The sequence below is a fragment of the Sphingomonas fucosidasi genome, assembly GCF_036663855.1.
GTDB classification, from domain to species: Bacteria; Pseudomonadota; Alphaproteobacteria; order Sphingomonadales; family Sphingomonadaceae; genus Sphingomonas; species Sphingomonas faeni_B.
The window spans coordinates 256,450-274,663 of sequence record NZ_JAXOJR010000005.1 but is presented as its reverse complement, the minus strand read 5'-3'; the positions used below and the strand labels follow the sequence as shown (position 1 = coordinate 274,663).

General features: G+C 67.6%; 8 protein-coding genes. All 8 read left to right on the top strand.

Annotated elements, in window-relative coordinates; translation table 11 throughout:
- The first annotated feature begins 32 nt into the window (after window positions 1-32).
- Genes U1737_RS11195 through U1737_RS11160 form a run of 8 tightly spaced genes read left to right on the top strand, consistent with a single transcriptional unit; the run spans window position 33 to window position 18,085 of the window.
- Window positions 33-2,219 carry a glycoside hydrolase family 2 protein gene (locus U1737_RS11195; RefSeq protein WP_332796843.1) on the top strand — a complete coding sequence of 729 codons (2,187 nt, stop codon included), beginning with the start codon at window positions 33-35 and terminating at the stop codon, window positions 2,217-2,219.
- On the top strand, window positions 2,216-4,516 hold the full coding sequence (locus U1737_RS11190) for a beta-N-acetylhexosaminidase (protein WP_332796842.1): 2,301 nt from the start codon (window positions 2,216-2,218) through the stop codon (window positions 4,514-4,516). The genes U1737_RS11195 and U1737_RS11190 overlap by 4 nt, the downstream gene beginning before the upstream one ends.
- Complete coding sequence (locus tag U1737_RS11185; protein ID WP_332796841.1) at window positions 4,516-7,122, top strand: beta-mannosidase; 2,607 nt, start codon at window positions 4,516-4,518, stop codon at window positions 7,120-7,122. The genes U1737_RS11190 and U1737_RS11185 overlap by 1 nt, the downstream gene beginning before the upstream one ends.
- On the top strand, window positions 7,119-9,800 hold the full coding sequence (locus U1737_RS11180) for a beta-mannosidase (protein WP_332796840.1): 2,682 nt from the start codon (window positions 7,119-7,121) through the stop codon (window positions 9,798-9,800). The genes U1737_RS11185 and U1737_RS11180 overlap by 4 nt, the downstream gene beginning before the upstream one ends.
- Window positions 9,797-12,355: a glycoside hydrolase family 3 protein gene (locus U1737_RS11175; RefSeq protein ID WP_332796839.1), complete on the top strand. Its 2,559-nt coding sequence runs from the start codon at window positions 9,797-9,799 to the stop codon at window positions 12,353-12,355. Before U1737_RS11180 ends, U1737_RS11175 begins: the two co-directional genes overlap by 4 nt.
- Window positions 12,352-13,785, top strand: coding sequence for a glycoside hydrolase family 125 protein (locus tag U1737_RS11170; protein ID WP_332796838.1), 1,434 nt, complete (start codon window positions 12,352-12,354; stop codon window positions 13,783-13,785). Before U1737_RS11175 ends, U1737_RS11170 begins: the two co-directional genes overlap by 4 nt.
- Entirely contained in the window at window positions 13,782-16,097 is a 2,316-nt protein-coding gene (locus U1737_RS11165; RefSeq protein WP_332796837.1) for a GH92 family glycosyl hydrolase, read from the top strand. Before U1737_RS11170 ends, U1737_RS11165 begins: the two co-directional genes overlap by 4 nt.
- The gene (locus tag U1737_RS11160; RefSeq protein WP_332796836.1) at window positions 16,094-18,085 is read left to right on the top strand and encodes an alpha-L-fucosidase; all 1,992 of its coding nucleotides are present in this window, start codon (window positions 16,094-16,096) and stop codon (window positions 18,083-18,085) included. The genes U1737_RS11165 and U1737_RS11160 overlap by 4 nt, the downstream gene beginning before the upstream one ends.
- The last annotated feature ends 129 nt before the right edge of the window (window positions 18,086-18,214 follow it).

The window sequence follows — 18,214 nt, the reverse complement described above, 5'->3', positions numbered from 1 at the left end:
CCACCCTCCTCGACGGAAGTACGACGGCACGCATGATATCGGGATGTATCAGGGCAGGGTTGCGGCGGATCGGACATTACGGTGTCGGGTTCGCCTCGGCCGTCCTGCTGCTGGTGCCGCTATCGGTGCCGCTGCCCGCCGCGGCGGAACAGATCGGCCTCGATGTGGGGTGGAGTTTCTGGCTGGCGAAGGATGCGCCGGCCGATCCGGCGTGGTTGAAGACCGATCCGGCGGGCGCGGAAAGCGTCGTCGTCCCGCATAGCTGGCCGCTGTCGCGCGGTGCGGGTGCCGAGGGCGTCGGCTGGTATGCGCGGACGCTGGTGGTGCCCGAGGCGATCGTCGGCAAGCATCTCGAACTGCATTTCGACGCGGTGTTCTACGCCGCGCGGGTGTGGGTGAACGGGACGCTCGTCGGAACCCACGAGGGCGGGCATACCGCGTTCGATATCGACGTTTCGAAGGTGTTGAAGCCGGGCGCGAACCGGATCGTCGTGTCCGCCGACGATCGGCCGGGGTTTGCGACGATTCCCGGCTATGCGATGCGTCTCCAGGGTTCGGGGAACGTCTGGTACGACTGGTGGCATAGCGGCGGGATCACGCGCGACGTGTCGCTGCGGATCGCCGAGGGCGGGCTGATCCGCCGCCAGCGGATTCGCCAGGTTTTGCGCGCCGATAGCGCGACCGTCACCAGCGGCGTCGCGATCGAGAATATCGACGCGAAGACGCATACCTACGGACTGACGACGATCGCGATCGATCCGGATGGCCGCGAGGTTGCGCGCGCGTCCGAGAGCGTGACGGTGGCCGCGTCTTCGGCGGCGACGCCCGACGCAGCATTGGCGATCACGAAGCCGCAGCGGTGGCAGATCGGTGCAGGGAAGCTGTACCGGATCGTCGCCGAGTTGCGCGACGAGAAGGGTGTGGTGCTCGACCGGCGCGAGGATACCATAGGCCTGCGCACGCTCGCGCTCCGCGACCGGCGGCTGTACGTCAACGACGTCGCGGTGCGCCTCACCGGCGTGACGCGGCATGAGGATTCGCCGTGGGAGGGTGCCGCCGAAACGCGCGGGACGATCCTGCACGACATGCGCGATCTCGCCGCGCTGCACGTGACGCTGACGCGGCCGGTGCATTACCCGCAGCCGCAGAGCGTGTTCGATGCGGCGGACCGCGCGGGCATGCTGCTGATTCCCGAGATCCCGATCTGGCAGATGACCGCGGCGCAGTTGGGCGATCCGCGGCTGCTGGTCCGCGCCAAGGCGATGATGGCCGAGATGATCGCCGAGAGCGGCAATCATCCGAGCGTGCTCGCCTGGAGCGTGATGAACGAGAGCGAGGCCGCGACGCCGCAGGGGCTCGCGTTCGTGAAGGCCATGAAGGCGCATATCAATGCGATCGATCCCGGCCGGTTCGTGACCTTCGCGGATTCCGAGATCGCGATCCGGCCGGTCCGCGTGCCCGCACTGGTCGAGGCCGATTTCGTCATGGCCAACGCCTATTTCGGCACCTGGAGTGGCGCGGCGTCGGGCGTCGGTCCGTGGCTCGACGCGTTCGGAAAGGCCTATCCGGACCGGATGCTGGTGATATCGGAATTCGGCTGGCCCGGGCCGTTCTCGAAGGACAGCGCGAGCGCGGACGTGGCGCGCACCGAAAACCTCAAGGATCAACTCGCGGCATTCGCGACGCGGCCTTGGGTAGGTGGCGCGATCTTCTGGAGCTATTCGGATTACCGGTCGAACAAGAACCTCTTTGCGGGGCTTGCGGACGGCTATGTCGATCACGGGCTGGTCGATCCCGATCGCCAGCGTCGCCCAAGCTATTTCGCGTGGGAGGCCGCCAACCGCGCGGTGTCGGCGACCGTCGACCTGACGATGGCGGGGGAGACGCCGACCGGCTTCATCGCGACCGTCATGGGTGCCGCGAAGGATGCGTTGCCGTCCTATCCGCTGATCGGTGCGCGCCTCCACTGGCGCGCGATGGGCGGCGATCGCGTGCTGCTCGGCGAGGGCGAGGAGGCGCTGCCGGTGATCGCGCCGGGTGGCACAGCGAAGGTCTCCGCATCGTGGGCGCGTCGTCTTTCGCCCGTCACGGTGACGGTCGATATCCTGACCGCGGAGGGCGCGCGCGCCGGCGGCGTCGTCCGCGACTATGAACCGTTCAAGGCGGGGTCGGCCGCCTATCCGCCCGATCCTGCGCAATTGCCGAAGGCTCCTTCATGATCCGTTTCCGCCCGCTCGCATTCGCGCTGTTGATGACGTCCTCCGCGGCGCTGGCCGAGGGCCCGAAGCTGATTGCCCCACTGATTCCTGCGCCAGCATCGATCGAGACGCAGGCGGGAGCGCTGACGATCGCCGACGGTGCGGGGATCGTCGCTGGCGATGCGGGAGCGAAGACGGCGGCGCAGTTGCTGGTGCAGCAGGTTAAGGTCGTGCGCGGACTGACGCTGACGGGCGAGGCGGGCGCTGGGCCGATCCGGTTCGTGCGGGATACAGGCGTCGCGGGTGACGAAGCCTATGTGCTGACCGTCGACACGAACGGCGTGACGATCGCGGCGAGCGGTGATGCGGGCCTCGTCCACGGCGCGATGACGCTGGCGCAGTTGCTCAGCCCCGATGCGGCGATCGGTAAGCCGGTCACGCTGGCGGCGATGACGATCCGCGACGCGCCGCGCTTCAAATGGCGCGGGTTGATGATCGATCCGGCGCGGCATTTCGTGCCGATGGCGACGTTGTACGCGATGGTCGATCAGCTGTCGGCGCAGAAGATGAACGTACTCCATCTCCATCTGACCGACGATCAGGGCTGGCGGATGGAGATCAAGCGCTATCCCGATCTGACGCGGATCGGCGCCTGGCGCACGCCGCCGTCGAGCGGTGGTGCGCCGGGGCCGAAGGTCGGTGGATTCTATACGCAGACCGAACTGAAGGCGCTGGTCGCCTATGCGAAGGATCGCGCGATCACGGTGGTCCCGGAGATCGACCTGCCGGGGCATGCGCAAGCGGCGGTGGCGTCCTATCCGGCGGAGGTCGGCGTGCTCGGCGATCGTCCCGCGGTCAGCCACGACTGGGGCGTGAACCCGTGGCTGTTCAGCCCGGAGGACCGCAGCATGACCTTCATCAAGCATGTCCTCGACGAGCTGATGGACGTGTTTCCGTCGCAGTTCATCCATCTCGGTGGCGACGAGGCGGTGAAGGACCAATGGGAGCGGTCGCCCGCGGTGCAGGCCAAGATGAAGGCGCTCGGGCTGAAGACCGAGATGCAGATGCAGAGCTGGATGATCGACCAGCTCGGCGAGTATCTGGCAAAGCACGGCCGCCGCATGATCGGGTGGGACGAGATCCTGGAGGGCGGTTTGCCGCCGTCCGCGTCGGTGATGTCGTGGCGTGGCGAGAAGGGCGCGGTCGAGGCCGCCAATCAGGGCCATGACGTGGTGCTCAGTCCCGCGCCCACGCTGTATCTCGACAGCTTGCAGAGCACGCGTAGCGACGAGCCGGCGGGCCGGATCTCGGGCGGCGATGCGATCGTGACGCTCGCCGATCTCTACAAATACGACCCCGAGCCGAAGGGGCTCGCACCCGACAAGGCGCAGCATGTGATGGGCGCGCAGATCAATGCGTTCAGCGAGTATTTCGTGACGTCCGAACAATTGCAGCACGCGACGTTCCCGCGATTGTCGGCGCTGGCCGAGCGGACATGGTCGCCGAAAACCACGCAGGATTATGCAGGCTTCGTCGCGCGGCTGGAGCCTCAGATGGGGCGGTATGCGCGGGCCGGAATCGCGGCGGCGGACAGCGCGTTCGCGGTCGATTTCGCGGTGCAGGGCACGCGCGGCGATGCGCTGCGGGCGCGCAAGGTGCCGGTCACGCTGGCGACGCAGGCGGGCTATGGCACGATCCGATACACGCTCGACGGCAAGGCGCCGACCGCGCGGTCGAAGGCCTATGCGTCGCCGCTGTCGCTCAAGCCTGGCGTCGTCGTTCGCGCGGCTGCGTTCACCAGCGACGGGCGCCCGACTGCGGTGCCGCGGCTGTTCGAGACGAGCCGTGCGGCGCTGTTGCGCCGGTCGAATTCGGAGATGGTCGCGTGTCCGGGCGGGTCGCTCAACCTGCGCGTACCGCTGACCGCGGAGGCGACCGCGCTGGCGCCGGTGTACAACATCAACATCTTCGATTCGTGCACGATGTATCCGGCCGCGCCGCTCGATGTGGCGCGTGGCTTCAGCGTCGACGTCGCGCGGCTCGCACGGCATTACGGGCTGGCGCACGATGCGAGCAAGCTGGTGCCGCATTATGCGGTGACGACGTACGGCGAACTCGTCGTGCGCGCGGGCGGCTGCAAGGGGACGATCGCCGCGACCTTCCCGCTGCCCGACCCGGCGACGAGCGCCAACCGCATGACGTTCCGCGGCAAACTCCCCGAGGGGAAGGGTGACGCCGACCTTTGCCTGCAATTTACCCAGTCGCTCGAGTCACCGATCTACGCGGTGGAATCGATGCAGCTGACGGAGACGAACTGATGCGTTGGACTGTACTTCTCCTGCTCGCGAGCGCCGCCACCCCCGTTTGGGCCGCACCACGCACCAGCGTCGCGCTCGACAGCGGCTGGTCGATGCGGATCGATCCGGCCGACACGGCTGCGGCCAAGGCTCATCCCAAGGCGGCACGCTGGCTCCGCGCGACCGTGCCGGGCAGTGCGCAGACCGACCTGATGGCGGCGAAGATCGTGCCCGATCCGTACAAGGGCCTGAACGAGGCGAAGATCCAGTGGGTCGGGCTGACCGACTGGCAGTATCGCACGACCTTGCGGATGACCGCCGAACAGCTTGCGCGCCATCATGTCGATCTCGTGTTCGACGGGCTCGATACCTTTGCCGAGGTGCGGCTGAACGGGACCAAGCTGCTGGCGGCGGACAACGCGCATCGGCGCTGGCGCGTGCCGGTCAAGGCGGTGTTGAAGCCGGGTGCGAATGACCTGCTCGTGACGTTCCGATCGCCGATCCGGACGTTGCAGCCGATGGTGCTGAAGACCGCGCATCCGCTGCCCGGCGAATATGACTCGATCTACGGCGACGAGCCGATGGGCAAGCAGACCTCGCCCTATATCCGCAAGCCGAAATACCAATATGGCTGGGACTGGGGCCCGCGGATCGTCACGCAGGGGATCTGGCGTCCGGCGCGGATCGAGGCGTGGGACGACGCGCGGATCGAGGCGTTTCGCGTGACGCAGGAAGCGCTGACGAAGACCGAGGCGCGGCTGTCGGCCGAACTCGACGTGGTCGCGGACGAGGAGCGCCCCGTCACCGTGCAGGTCGCGGTGACCGGGCCCGACGGTCAGGTGACTCAGGCGGCACGGACCGTCACGGTCGCGGCGGGCGCGAGTCATGTCGCGGTGCCGGTGAGCATAGCCAATCCTCAGCGCTGGTTCCCGGCGGGCTATGGCGCGCAACCGCTCTATACCGTCAAGGCCACGCTGACCGACGGTACCGCGACGATCGACACCGTCCAGCGCCGCACCGGCCTGCGCACCGTCGAACTGCGCCGCGAGAAGGACGCGCAGGGGCGTGGCTTCGCGTTCGTCGTCAACGGCATCCCGGTGTTCGCCAAGGGCGCGAACCTGATCCCGTTCGACATGTTTCCCGCGCGCGTGCCAGAGAGCCAGATCCGCACCGTCATGGCCGGCGCGCGCGACGCGAACATGAACATGATCCGCGTGTGGGGCGGCGGCTATTATCTCGACGACGCGTTCTACGACATCGCCGACCAGATGGGCTTGATGGTGTGGCAGGACTTCATGTTCGGTGGGTCCGTCACACCGCCCGACCGCGACTTCCGCGAGACCGTCCGGATCGAGGCGGAGGAACAGGTCGACCGGCTCCAGGCGCATCCCTCGATCGTGCTGTGGGCGGGCAACAACGAAGTGCTCAGCGGCTGGGCGAACTGGTCCGACCGGATCGCGTACAAGAAGGCGGTCGGTGCGGACGAGCAGGAGCGGATCGGCGTCGGCATGGCGGTGATCTTCGACCGCGTGCTGCGCGATGCCGCCGAGCGCCGCGATCCCGACGCGGTCTATTGGCCGGGCTCGCCGAGCAGCAACTACGAGGACAAGCCCGACATCGATGGCGATGGCGACCGGCATTATTGGGACGTCTGGGGCGGCAAGAAACCGGTCGAGGCGTATCTCGACAGCTGCCCGCGGTTCATGTCCGAATACGGCCTCCAGTCGATGCCCGAGATGAAGACGATCCGGACGTTTGCGACCGACGCCGATTTCTCGCCGACCTCGCCGGTGATGAAGGCGCACCAGAAGTTCCTCAAGGGCGAGGGCAACGACCGGCTGCTGTTCTACATCCGCGAGAAATACCGCGAGCCGCGCGACTTCGCCGAGTTCGTGTATCTCAGCCAGGTGATGCAGGCCGAGGGGATCGAACTCGCTGCGCTGCATCACCGCGCTTGCCGGCCGGTGACGATGGGATCGCTGTTCTGGCAGATCAACGACGTCTGGCCGGGCGCGTCATGGGCCAGCATCGATTATTACGGTCGCTGGAAGGCGCTGCAATTCCGCGCGCGGCATTTCTACGCGCCGCTGGCGATCGCCGCCGAGCGCAAGGACGGGTCGACCAAAATCAGCCTGATCTCCGACGCGACGACGCCGACCGAGGCGGTGTGGCGGATGCGGACGCTCGACGTCGACGGGAAGGTGCTTGCAACGAGCGAGACGCCGGCGACGGTCGCGCCATTGTCCGCAACGGCTGTCGCGACGTTGCCCGATGCGACGCTGTTCGCGGGCGGCGATCCAGCGCGGACGATCGCGGTGGCGGAATTGCTGGTAAGTGGCCGCGTCGTCTCGCGCACGCTGCTGTCGGCGGCCCCCAAGACAATGACGCTGCCCGATCCGGGCCTGACCGCGACATGGGAAGGCGATCGCCTGACACTGACCGCGACCAAGCTGGCGCGCGCGGTGTGGCTCGACTTCGGCAAGGTCGAGGCGACGCCCTCCGACAATGCGTTCGATCTGCTGCCGGGGGAGACCGTTACGGTGACTGTAGCGTCCAAAACGTCGACGGCGGCGCTGAAACGTGCGCTGACGATCCGGACACTGGCCGGGCAAGTCGTTCCCAAGTGATCCGCGTCGGTCGAATCCTGCTGGTCGTGATCGGCCTCGCGATGGTGGCCCCGGCGCTCGCGGAACCCGCGGCGCGGCCCGCGGCGGGGCCGATCACGCGCGTGCTGGATACCGGATGGGAGGTTCGCCTCGCACCGGGCGATGCCAACGCGGCCGCGCACAAGGCGGCGACGCGCTGGTTGCCCGCACGCGTGCCGGGATCGGTGCAGACCGACCTGCTTGCCGCGCATTTGCTCGCCGATCCGTGGGTCGGCGAGGGTGAACGTGCCGCGCAATGGGTCGGGCTGTCCGACTGGCAATATCGGACCGTCTTCACGCTGGATCCGGCGACGCTGGCGCGCGCGAATGTCGATCTCGCCTTCGACGGGCTCGACACGTTCGCGACCGTCCGCGTCAACGGGACGGCGGTGCTTCGCGCCGACAACATGTTCCGCAACTGGCGGGTCGCGGCGAAGGCGCTGCTGAAGCCGGGCCGCAACGTCATCGAGATCGAGTTCGAGTCGCCGATCCGCAAGCTCCTGCCACGCGCGCTGGCCGAGAAGGTGCCGCTGCCGGGCGCCTATGACACGGCGTTCGGCGACGAGCCCAAGGGCTGCCAGACCGCGAATTACGTGCGCAAGGCGGCCTATCATTATGGTTGGGACTTCGCGCCGCGGATCGTCACGATCGGCATCGGCAAGCCGGTCCGGATCGAGGCGTATGACGGTCTCCGCCTGAGCGACTTCCATGTCGCGCAGGTGCATCTCGACGACAGCGTCGCGGTGCTCGATGCGGCCGTGGAGATCGACGCCGCGACACCGCGCACCGTCGACGTGCGCGTGGATATCGCCGGCCCCGACGGCACGATGCAACGGCTCGACCGTCGCGTGACTCTGTTCGCGGGGCTGAACCCGGTGGTGCTGCCGGTCCGGATCGAACGCCCGAAGCGCTGGTGGCCGGTCGGGTACGGCAAGCCCGATCTGTACGCGGTCACCGCGACGGTCACCGAAGCGGGGCGCGTGCTCGGCACCGCGACGCACGATATCGGCTTGCGCACCGTCGAACTGCGCCGCGAGCCGGATCGCTGGGGGCGCGGCATGGCGTTCGTGATCAACGGCGTGCCGATCTTCGCCAAGGGCGCGAACCTCGAGCCTGCCGACAGCATCGCGTCGCGCGTCCCCGCGGCGCGCACCGATGCGGTGCTGGAGGCGGCGGTCGCGGCGAACATGAACATGCTGCGGATCTGGGGCGGGGGCTATTATCCCGACGATGCGGTGTTCGCCAAGGCCGACCGGCTGGGTCTGATGCTGTGGCAGGATTTCATGTTCGGCAACGCGCTGCCCGCCAACGACGCTGCGCTGCGCGAGAGCACGCGGCTGGAGGCGATCGACCAGGTCCGGCGGCTGCGCGATCACCCCTCGCTGGTGATCTGGAACGGCAATAACGAGGTCCAGACCGGGTGGGACAATTGGAGCGACCGCAAGTCCTTCGCGCGTGCGCTCGGGGCCGATGGGCAGGAGGCGTTCGGCGCGCACCTCCGCCGATTGTTCGACAAGGATCTGCGCGCGGTCGTCAACACGCTGTCGCCGAGCACGCCTTATTGGGGCGGTTCGCCGACCACCGATTACGACGGCATTTCCGAAGTGAAGACCGATGGCGACGTGCATTACTGGGATGTCTGGGCGCGCGCGCCGCTCGAGGAGTACCTGACCACCGAAAACCGTTTCATGTCCGAATTCGGGCTGCAATCGATGCCCGGCCTGCGCGCCACGCGCGAAATGCTGGGAGCGCGTCGCCCGGAGGACATGCCGGTCCAGATCGTCGGTAGCGCGTATGACAGCGGCAAGGGCAACGGCCGCATCCTCGGCTATATCCGCGCCGATTACGGCGAGCCGACATCGTTCGTCGACTATATCTATCTGTCGCAACTGCTCCAGGCGGAAGGCCTGGAGATGGCGGTGATCCACCAGCGCGCATCGCGTCCGCAGAACATGGGCACGCTGTACTGGACGCTCAACGACAGCTGGCCCGGACTGGTCAATTCGATCTGGGCGGGGCAGGCCTGGGGCAGCATCGACTTCCACAATCGCTGGAAGGCGAGCCATTACCGCGCCCGGCGTTTCTATGCGCCGGTTACGATCGGCGCCCAGCACATCAAGGGCAATACCGTCGTCACGCTGATCTCCGACAAGCGCGAGGCGTTCCCCGCGCGCTGGCGTCTGCGCGTGATCGACCGCGACGGTACGCAGCTGTCGGAACGCGGTGGGTCAGTCGACGCGGCGCCACTCGCTGCGATGCCGCTGGGCAAGTTCGCCGATGCCGACCTGCTCGGCAAGGCGGATCCGTCGCGGACCTTCGCGGTGGCGGACGTGACCGTGGATGGCACGGTCGTCGCGCGGCAGTTGGTCTATTTCGCCAAGGCGAAAGACGTCGCGCTGGCCGATCCCGCGCTGAAGGCGACCATCGTCGCGAGCCCCGGCGGCTATACGCTGACCGTCTCGGCCAGGTCGCTTGCCCGCGGCGTCTGGATCGACTTCGGCGATTGCGACGCGACGCTGTCCGACAATGCCTTCGACCTCGCCGCCGGCGACACCGTGACGATCTCGGTCCGCTCCGAGGCTTCGCTCGCGACGCTCCAACATGCCCTCTCGGTCCGCAGCCTGTTCGGCGCGACCGTCCCGACCAAGGCCACATCATGATCCGCAATGCGCTCTTCGCTTCCCCGCTCGCTGCCCTGCTCGCCACGTCCGCGCTCGCGCAGACGGTCGACCCAGCCGTGCGGAGCATGACGCTCGACGAGAAGGCGGCGCAGTTGCAGAGCGTCGCGCCGGCGATCCCGCGGCTGAATTTGCCCGCGTATGATTATTGGAACGAGGGGCTGCACGGGCTTGCGCGCAATGGCGTCGCGACGGTGTTTCCGCAGGCGATCGGCTTGGCCGCGACGTGGGACGAGGCGCTGCTGCGGCGCGTCGGCGATGTCGTGTCGACCGAGGCGCGGGCGAAGTCCAATGCGCTGCCGGCGGGGGATCGGACGCGCTACCAGGGGCTGACGATCTGGTCGCCCAACATCAACATTTTCCGCGATCCGCGTTGGGGTCGTGGGCAGGAGACGTATGGCGAGGACCCGTATCTGACGGGTAGGCTCGGGGTGGCTTTCATTGGCGGGTTGCAGGGGCCGGATTTGGCCCACCCGAAGGTCATCGCGACGCCGAAGCATTTGGCTGCGCATAGCGGTCCCGAGGCGGGGCGCGACGGGTTCGATGTCGATATCTCGCCGCACGACCGCGAGGCGACGTTCCTGCCTGCGTTCCGGATGGCGCTGACCGAGGGCAAGGCGCTGTCGACGATGTGCGCGTACAACGCGATCCACGGCGTGCCGGTGTGTGCGTCGGCGCCGTTGCTCGACCAGACGGTGCGCAAGGAGTGGGGCTTCAAGGGGCTGATCGTGTCCGATTGCGACGCGGTCGGGAATATCGCGAATTACCATTATTATCGGCCCGATAATGCGAGCGGGTCGGCGGCGGCGATTTCCGCTGGGATGGATTTCAATTGCGGCAAGACCTACGCGGCGCTCGGCGACGCGGTGCGGCGCGGGCTGGTGCCCGAGGCGACGCTCGATGCGAGCCTGACGCGGACGTTCGCGGTGCGGCGGATGCTCGGCGGTGCGTTCGGCGCGACGAGCCCGTGGGACCGGATCAAGCCGACCGAGTTTGATACGCCTGCGCACCGCGCGCTGGCGCTGGAGGCGGCGCGGAAGGCGATGGTGCTGGTCCAGAACAACGGCGTGCTGCCGCTGAAATCCTCCGCCAAAATCGCGGTGATCGGGCCGAACGCCGACAGCGTCGATGTGCTGGAGGCGAATTATCATGGTACCGCCGCGGCACCGATCACGCCGTTGAAGGCGCTGCGGACGTCGTTTGCGGGTGTCCGCTATGCGCAGGGGTCGAGCATCGCCGAGGGCGTGCCGGTGCCGGTGCCCGATACCGCGCTGTCGCTGCGCGGCGAGTATTTCCGCGGGAGCGATTTCGCGGGGACGCCGGTGGTGCGCGCCGACCGGACGATCGACGTCGACTGGGATCGCACCGCGCCTGCGCCGGGGATCGATCCGGCGTCGTTCTCGGTGCGCTGGACCGGGACGATCACCGCGCCGGCCGCGGGCGAGTATGTGTTCCGGCTCGACGTGCCGCGCTGTTTCGACTGCAAGGGGCATGATCCCTCGCGGTTGTGGATCGACGACAAGCTGGTCGCCGATGACGATGGCAGCGGGAATAACGTCGAGGCGGCGGTGACGCTAACCGCGGGCGCGCATTCGATCCGCGTCGAATTGGCGCACAGCGGGGAGGACCAGGGGCTGCGGCTTACTTGGACTGCGCCTGCGGAGGCGCAGGTCGCCGAGGCGGTTGCGGTCGCCAAGGATGCGGATGCGATCGTCGCGTTCGTCGGGCTGTCGCCCGCGGTCGAGGGCGAGGCGTTGCAGATCGAGGTCGCCGGGTTCTCGGGCGGCGATCGGACCGATATCGGGCTCCCCGCCGCGCAGGTGCGGTTGCTCGAAGCGGCCAAGGCGACCGGCAAGCCGCTGGTCGTCGTGCTGATGACCGGCAGCGCGGTCGCGATGACCTGGGCGAAGGCGCATGCCGACGCGATCCTGGTCGGCTGGTATCCGGGGCAGGCTGGCGGGCAGGCGATCGCCGATACGCTGGTTGGCAGGAGCAATCCGGGCGGGCGACTGCCGGTGACGTTCTACGCGAAGACGCGCGATCTGCCCGCGTTCATCGACTACAACATGCGCGAGCGGACGTATCGCTACTTTACGGGGACGCCGCTCTGGGGCTTCGGGCATGGGCTGAGCTACACGCAGTTCGCCTATGCTGTGCCCAAACTCGCGCGCAGCACGATCGCCGCTGGCGAGAGCCTCACCGTCGAGGTGCCGGTGCGCAATACCGGCAAGGTTGGGGGGGACGAAGTGGTGCAGGCGTATCTCGTGCCGCCCGAACCGGCGGTGAAGCCGCGCTTCAACGATCCCGTGCTGCAACGCCAGCTCGTCGGGTTCAGGCGCGAGACAGTGAAGCCGGGGCAAACCCGCAGCGTGGTGTTCACGATCGATCCTCGCGGCATGAGCAGCGTCGATGCGGCGGGCAATCGTCGCGTCGTGCCGGGCGAATACCGGCTGCATATCGGCGGCGGCCAGCCGGGCGACGGGCCGGGTGTCGATACCGTCTTCACCGTGACGGAAAGCAAGGATCTGCCGAAATGATCGACCGCCGGATGCTTATCGCGGGCGCCGCGGCGCTCGGGCTTGCCGGACCGCTGCGGGCGGCCACGCCGTCGTTCGTCAGCAAGCGTCCGAAGCTTGCCGATCGGCGCTACACCAGCGCTGCGGTCGAGGCGGAGATCGCGCGCGTTTCGGCAAAGATCGCCGATCCCGAACTCGCCTGGATGTTTGGGAATTGCTACCCGAACACGCTCGACACGACGGCGTTCATGGGCGCGGTCGACGGCAAGCCCGATGCGTTCGTGATCACCGGCGACATCGACTGCATGTGGCTGCGCGACAGCTCGGCGCAGGTCCATCCGTATCTGCCGCTGGCGAAGCGCGACCCGGCGCTGCGGACGCTGTTCCGCGGGCTGATCGCGCGGCAGGCGCGGTGCATCCTGATCGATCCGTACGCCAACGCGTTCATGCACGATCCGTCGGCGAAGACCAATCTGAGCTGGTCGCTGACCGACGACACGGTGATGAAGCCGGGCGTCGGCGAGCGGAAGTGGGAGGTGGATTCACTCTGCTATCCGATGTGGATCGCGCATGCGTATTGGCATGCGACCAGCGACACCGTGCCGTTCGACGCGCTATGGGCGGACGGCGCGCGCGCATCGATCCGGACGTTCCGCGAGCAGCAGCGTAAAGGTGGGCCGGGGCCGTATCGCTTTCGTCGGTCGTCGCCGATCGTCGGCGAGAGCATGCCGCTCGACGGATACGGGCCGCCGTCGCGACCCGTCGGGCTGATCCATTGCGGGTTCCGGCCTTCGGACGATGCGTGCGTGCTCCCGTTCCTGATCCCGTCGAACATCTTCGCGGTCCGTGCGCTGCGCCAGTTGGCGGAACTCGCGACGCGCGCCCGGCCGGATGCTGCGCTGGCGGCGGATGCGACCGCGCTGGCCGACGAGGTCGAGGCGGCGCTGCGGTTGCATGGGCTGACTAAAGGCGCGGACGGCCAGCCGGTCTGGGCGTATGAGGTCGATGGCTATGGCAACGCGATCTTCATGGACGACGCCAATGTGCCGAGCCTGTCGGGGCTTGCGTATCTCGGTGCGGTGAAATCCGACGATCCGCTCTGGCGGCGCACCGCGGCGCGCGCGTGGAGCAAGGACAACGCGTATTTCTTCACCGGCAAGGCGGCGGAGGGGATCGGGAGTCCGCATACTGGCTTGCGCGAGATCTGGCCGATGTCGATCGTGATGCATGCGTTGAACGCGCTCGAGATGGGCGACGACGCGACCGTCGCGCGGTCGCTGGCAGCGCTGAAGGCGACGCATGGCGGCACTGGGTTCATGCATGAATCCTTCAACCAAGACGACGGCGCGAAATTCACGCGGTCGTGGTTCGCCTGGGCCAACGGACTGTTCGGCGAACTGATCGTCGACATCGCTGCCAAAAATCCCGCACTGCTCGGAGTCCGCGCATGACCATTTCCCGCCGTATGCTCCTCGCCGGGAGCGGTGCGCTTGCGCTGACCGCGCGTGCGACCTTCGCCGCCACGCCGCGTGGACAGCAGACTGCCCCCGATCTGTTCGTCGGGACTGGCGGTCATGGCCACACCTATCCGGGCGCGACCTTGCCGTTCGGGATGGTGCAGCTCAGCCCCGATACCGATGTCGAGCGCTGGGATGCGTGCTCGGGCTATCACCGCACCGACACGTCGATCATGGGGTTCAGCCATACGCATCTGTCGGGCACCGGGATCGGCGACATGCTCGACGTGCTAGTGGTGCCGACGCGGGGGCCGGTGCAGTTGACGCCCGGTACGCTCGCCAATCCCGATGCGGGGTATCGCCAGCGCTTCTCGGCCGAGCATGCCGAGCCGGGATATTACCGCGTGACGCTGGAATCGGGCGTCCGCGCGGAGCTGACCGTAACCGAGCGGACCGGCATCCAGCGGCATGTCTTCCCGGCTGGCGCGGGGTACATCCTGATCGATCTGTCGCATTTGATCCTCGACAAATGGGATCACGGCGTATTGATCGACGATGCCTCGCTGAACGTCGACGACGCGGGCGTGCTGACCGGCAGCCGGCGCGTGTTCCGTTGGGCGAAGGGGCGGCGGATCCACTTTGCGATGCAGTTGTCGCGCAAACCCGACCGGATCGTCTTCTACGGCGATGGCGACGTCGCACAGGCAGCGGGTGCGAAAGGCGTCGCGGGCAAGCGCGTCAAGGCGGTGCTGCACTATGACGACGCCGGCGCCTCGCCGATCGTGATCCGCACCGGAATCTCCGCGGTCGACGTCGCCGGCGCGCGTGCGAACCTTGCGGCCGAGGCGCGGCATTGGGATTTCGACCGGTATCGCGCCGACGCCGCCAAGCGCTGGGCGCCCGCGCTCGCTGCCGTCAGCGTCGAGGGTGGTACGGCGGCGCAGCGCACGATCATGGCGAGCGCGCTGTACCACGCACAGCTCGCGCCGACGCTCTTCTCGGATGTCGACGGGCGTTATGTCGGGCTCGACCGGCAGGTGCACACGGTGACCGGCAAGGACCGTGCGTATAGTTCCTATTCGATGTGGGACACGTATCGCGCTCTGCATCCGTTGCTCACGCTGATCGAGCGCGAGCGGACCGCGGAGCTGGTCGGCGACCTGATCCGGCAGACGCAGCAGAGCCCGTACGGCCCGCCGGTCTGGCCGTTGCAGGGGGTCGAGACGGGGTGCATGATCGGCTGGCATTCGGTGTCGGTGATGGCCGAGGCGCGCGCGAAGGGCGTGCCCGCGAACTATGCCGCGGCGTGGCCGAACGTGCGGCGCCGGTCGTTCGATTTCGCGATGCCTACGATGGACAACAGCCTCGGGATCAAGCCGTACGACACGATGGGCTACATCCCCGCGGACACGGTGTTCGAGTCGGTCTCGCGCACGCTCGAATATGCGTATGACGATTACGCCTCGGCGCATCTGGCGGATGCTGCGGGTGCGACCGCCGATGCCGCGCAGTTGCGCAAGCGGAGCGGGAACTGGCGCAACGTGTTCGACGCGTCGATCGGGTTCGCGCGGCCGAAGCTCGAGAACGGGACATGGACCACGCCCTATGATCCGATCGCGCTGGGCCATGCGTCGAAGTGGCGCGATTATACCGAGAGCAACGGCTGGCAGGCGACGTTTCTCAACCAGCACGACGTCTACGGCCTGATCGCGGCGATGGGCGGCGATGCGAAGTTCGAGGCGAAGCTCGACGGGCTGTTCAACGCGCCGTCGACCCTCCCGAAGGATGCGCCGCCCGACATCAGCGGGCTGGTCGGCCAATATGCGCATGGCAACGAGCCGAGCCATCACGTCGCGTATATGTACGCGTATTGTGGTGCTGCGTGGAAGACGCAGGCCATGGTCCGGCGGTTGCTGACCGAGATGTATAAGGACGATCCAGACGGCATCATCGGCAACGACGATTGCGGGCAGATGAGCGCGTGGTTCGTGCTGAGCGCACTCGGGCTGTACCCGGTCGATCCGGTGAGCGCGAATTATGTGCTGGGCTCGCCGCTGTTCGACCGGGCGGAGATGCGCGTCGGCGCAGGCCGGACTCTCGTTGTCGAGGCGCGCGGCAATGCGGCGGGTCGGCCGTACGTCCAGTCGGTCACGTGGAACGGCCGGCCCTGGACGAAAAGCTGGATTGCGCATGCCGATATCGTGCGCGGCGGTCGGCTCGTGTTCGAGATGGGCGACACACCCAACCGTGATTTTGGCCGCGCGCCTGCCGATCGGCCGCCAGCAACCACCGGAGTTTCGCGATGACCTTGGATATGAACCGCCGCGCGTTGATCGCCGGTACGCTCGCTACCGCTGCTGCCGGTCGCGCGAACGCCGCGGCCCCGGTCGGTGCACCAGCTCCGTGGGGCGCAACGCCGAGCGTCCGCCAACTCGCCTGGCACAAGCGCGAGCGCTACGGCTTCGTCCACTTCACGTTGAACACCTGGACCGACAAGGAATGGGGGTATGGCGACGAGGACCCCAAGCTGTTCGATCCGACCGCGTTCGATCCGGACCAGATCGTCGCGGCGGCGAAAAGCGCGGGGCTGACCGGCCTCGTCCTGACCGCCAAGCATCATGACGGCTTCTGCCTGTGGCCGACCAGGCTTACCGAGCATTGCATCCGCAACAGCCCGTACAAGGGCGGCAAGGGCGACATCGTCCGCGAGCTGGGCGACGCATGCCGCCGCGGCGGGATTGCCTACGGGCTGTATCTGTCGCCCTGGGACCGCAACCGAGCCGATTACGGCACGTCTGCGTATATCGACTATTTCCGTGCGCAGCTGACCGATCTCTGCACCAATTACGGCGAGCTGTTCGAAGTGTGGTTCGACGGCGCGAACGGCGGCGATGGCTATTATGGCGGCGCGCGAGAGGCGCGGAAGATCGATGCGCCGAAATATTACAACTGGCCGTCGATCATCGCGCTGGTCCACAAATTGCAGCCGATGGCGTGCACCTTCGATCCGCTCGGCGCGGATATCCGCTGGGTCGGGAACGAGGACGGGCGCGCGGGCGATCCGTGCTGGCCGACGATGCCGAACCATCCGTATGTGCAGAGCGAGGGCAATTCGGGCGTGCGCGGTGCGCCGCTCTGGTGGCCGGCCGAGACGAACACGTCGATCCGGCCGGGCTGGTTCTATCATGCCGACGAGGACCTCCAGGTGAAGTCGCCGCAGCGGCTGATGCAGTTCCACGACGAGTCGGTCGGGCGCGGCACCAACATGATGCTCAACCTGCCGCCCGATCGTCGCGGGCTGATCGCGGAGCCCGATCTCGCGTCGCTGAAGTCGTTCGGCGATGCGTTGCGTGCGAGCTTCAAGACCGATCTTGCGAAGGGTGCGGTCGCGAGCGGACCGTCGCGCGGCGCCCGGTTCGCGCCGGCCAACGTGCTCGACGGCAATCCCGACACCTATTGGAGCACACCGGATGCGATGAAGACGCCGTCGCTGGTGCTCGACCTGCCGCCGGGGCGCCGCTTCGACCTGATCCGGATCCGCGAGGCGCTGGCGCTCGGCGTGCGCGTCACGAAGTTCGCGATCGATGTGGCCGACGCGAAGGGCGCGTGGCGCGAGGTTGCGGTGCACGAGTGCATCGGTGCGCAGCGGATCATCCGCCTGCCCCTGCCGGTGACGGCGCGGCGCGTGCGGCTGCGGATCGTTGAGGCACCGGCGTGCCCGGCGATCACCGAGGTTTCGCTGTTCCTGAGCGTCGCGCCGGTCGCGGTTGCGGCGTCGCAGGCGACGGGCAACAAGATCATCTCGAAGACCGGGTGGACGATCGCGGGCGCGATCCAGCACAGTCTGCCGATGAAGGCGGGCAAGCCGGATTTCGCGGGCGAGACATCGCTGGCGGGCGTGGTCAAGCCCGGATTGCCCGGTGCGGAGGCGGTGCTCGACGACGATCTCGCGACCGTCTGGACGACGCCTGCGCCGACGCCGACGAGCGTGGTGATGCTGATGATCGACATGGGCAAGGCGGATCAGGTGGCCGGGTTCAGCCTGACGCCGACCCGTCAGGCGCTGCCCGACGCCGGGCCGCCGGGCCGCTACCGCGTCGAGACGAGCGAGGACGGCAAGACCTGGACGCCAGCGGGCGAGGGCGAGTTCGGCAACATCGCCTATGCGCGGGCAACGCAGCGCATTACCTTCGCGAAGGCGCGATCGGCGCGGTACCTGATGCTCGGCTTCACGACGGTCGCCACCGCTCAGCCGAAGATGGCGATCGCCGGCATCGGTGCGTTCCGGCCGTAAGCTCCTGATCGATCCTCCCCCGCAAGGGGGAGGTGTCGCCGAAGGTGACGGAGGGGGAGGACACGGAACGGCTGTTTTCCTTTCCTCCCCCTCCGTCTGGCAAGGGCCAGCCACCTCCCCCTGGCGGGG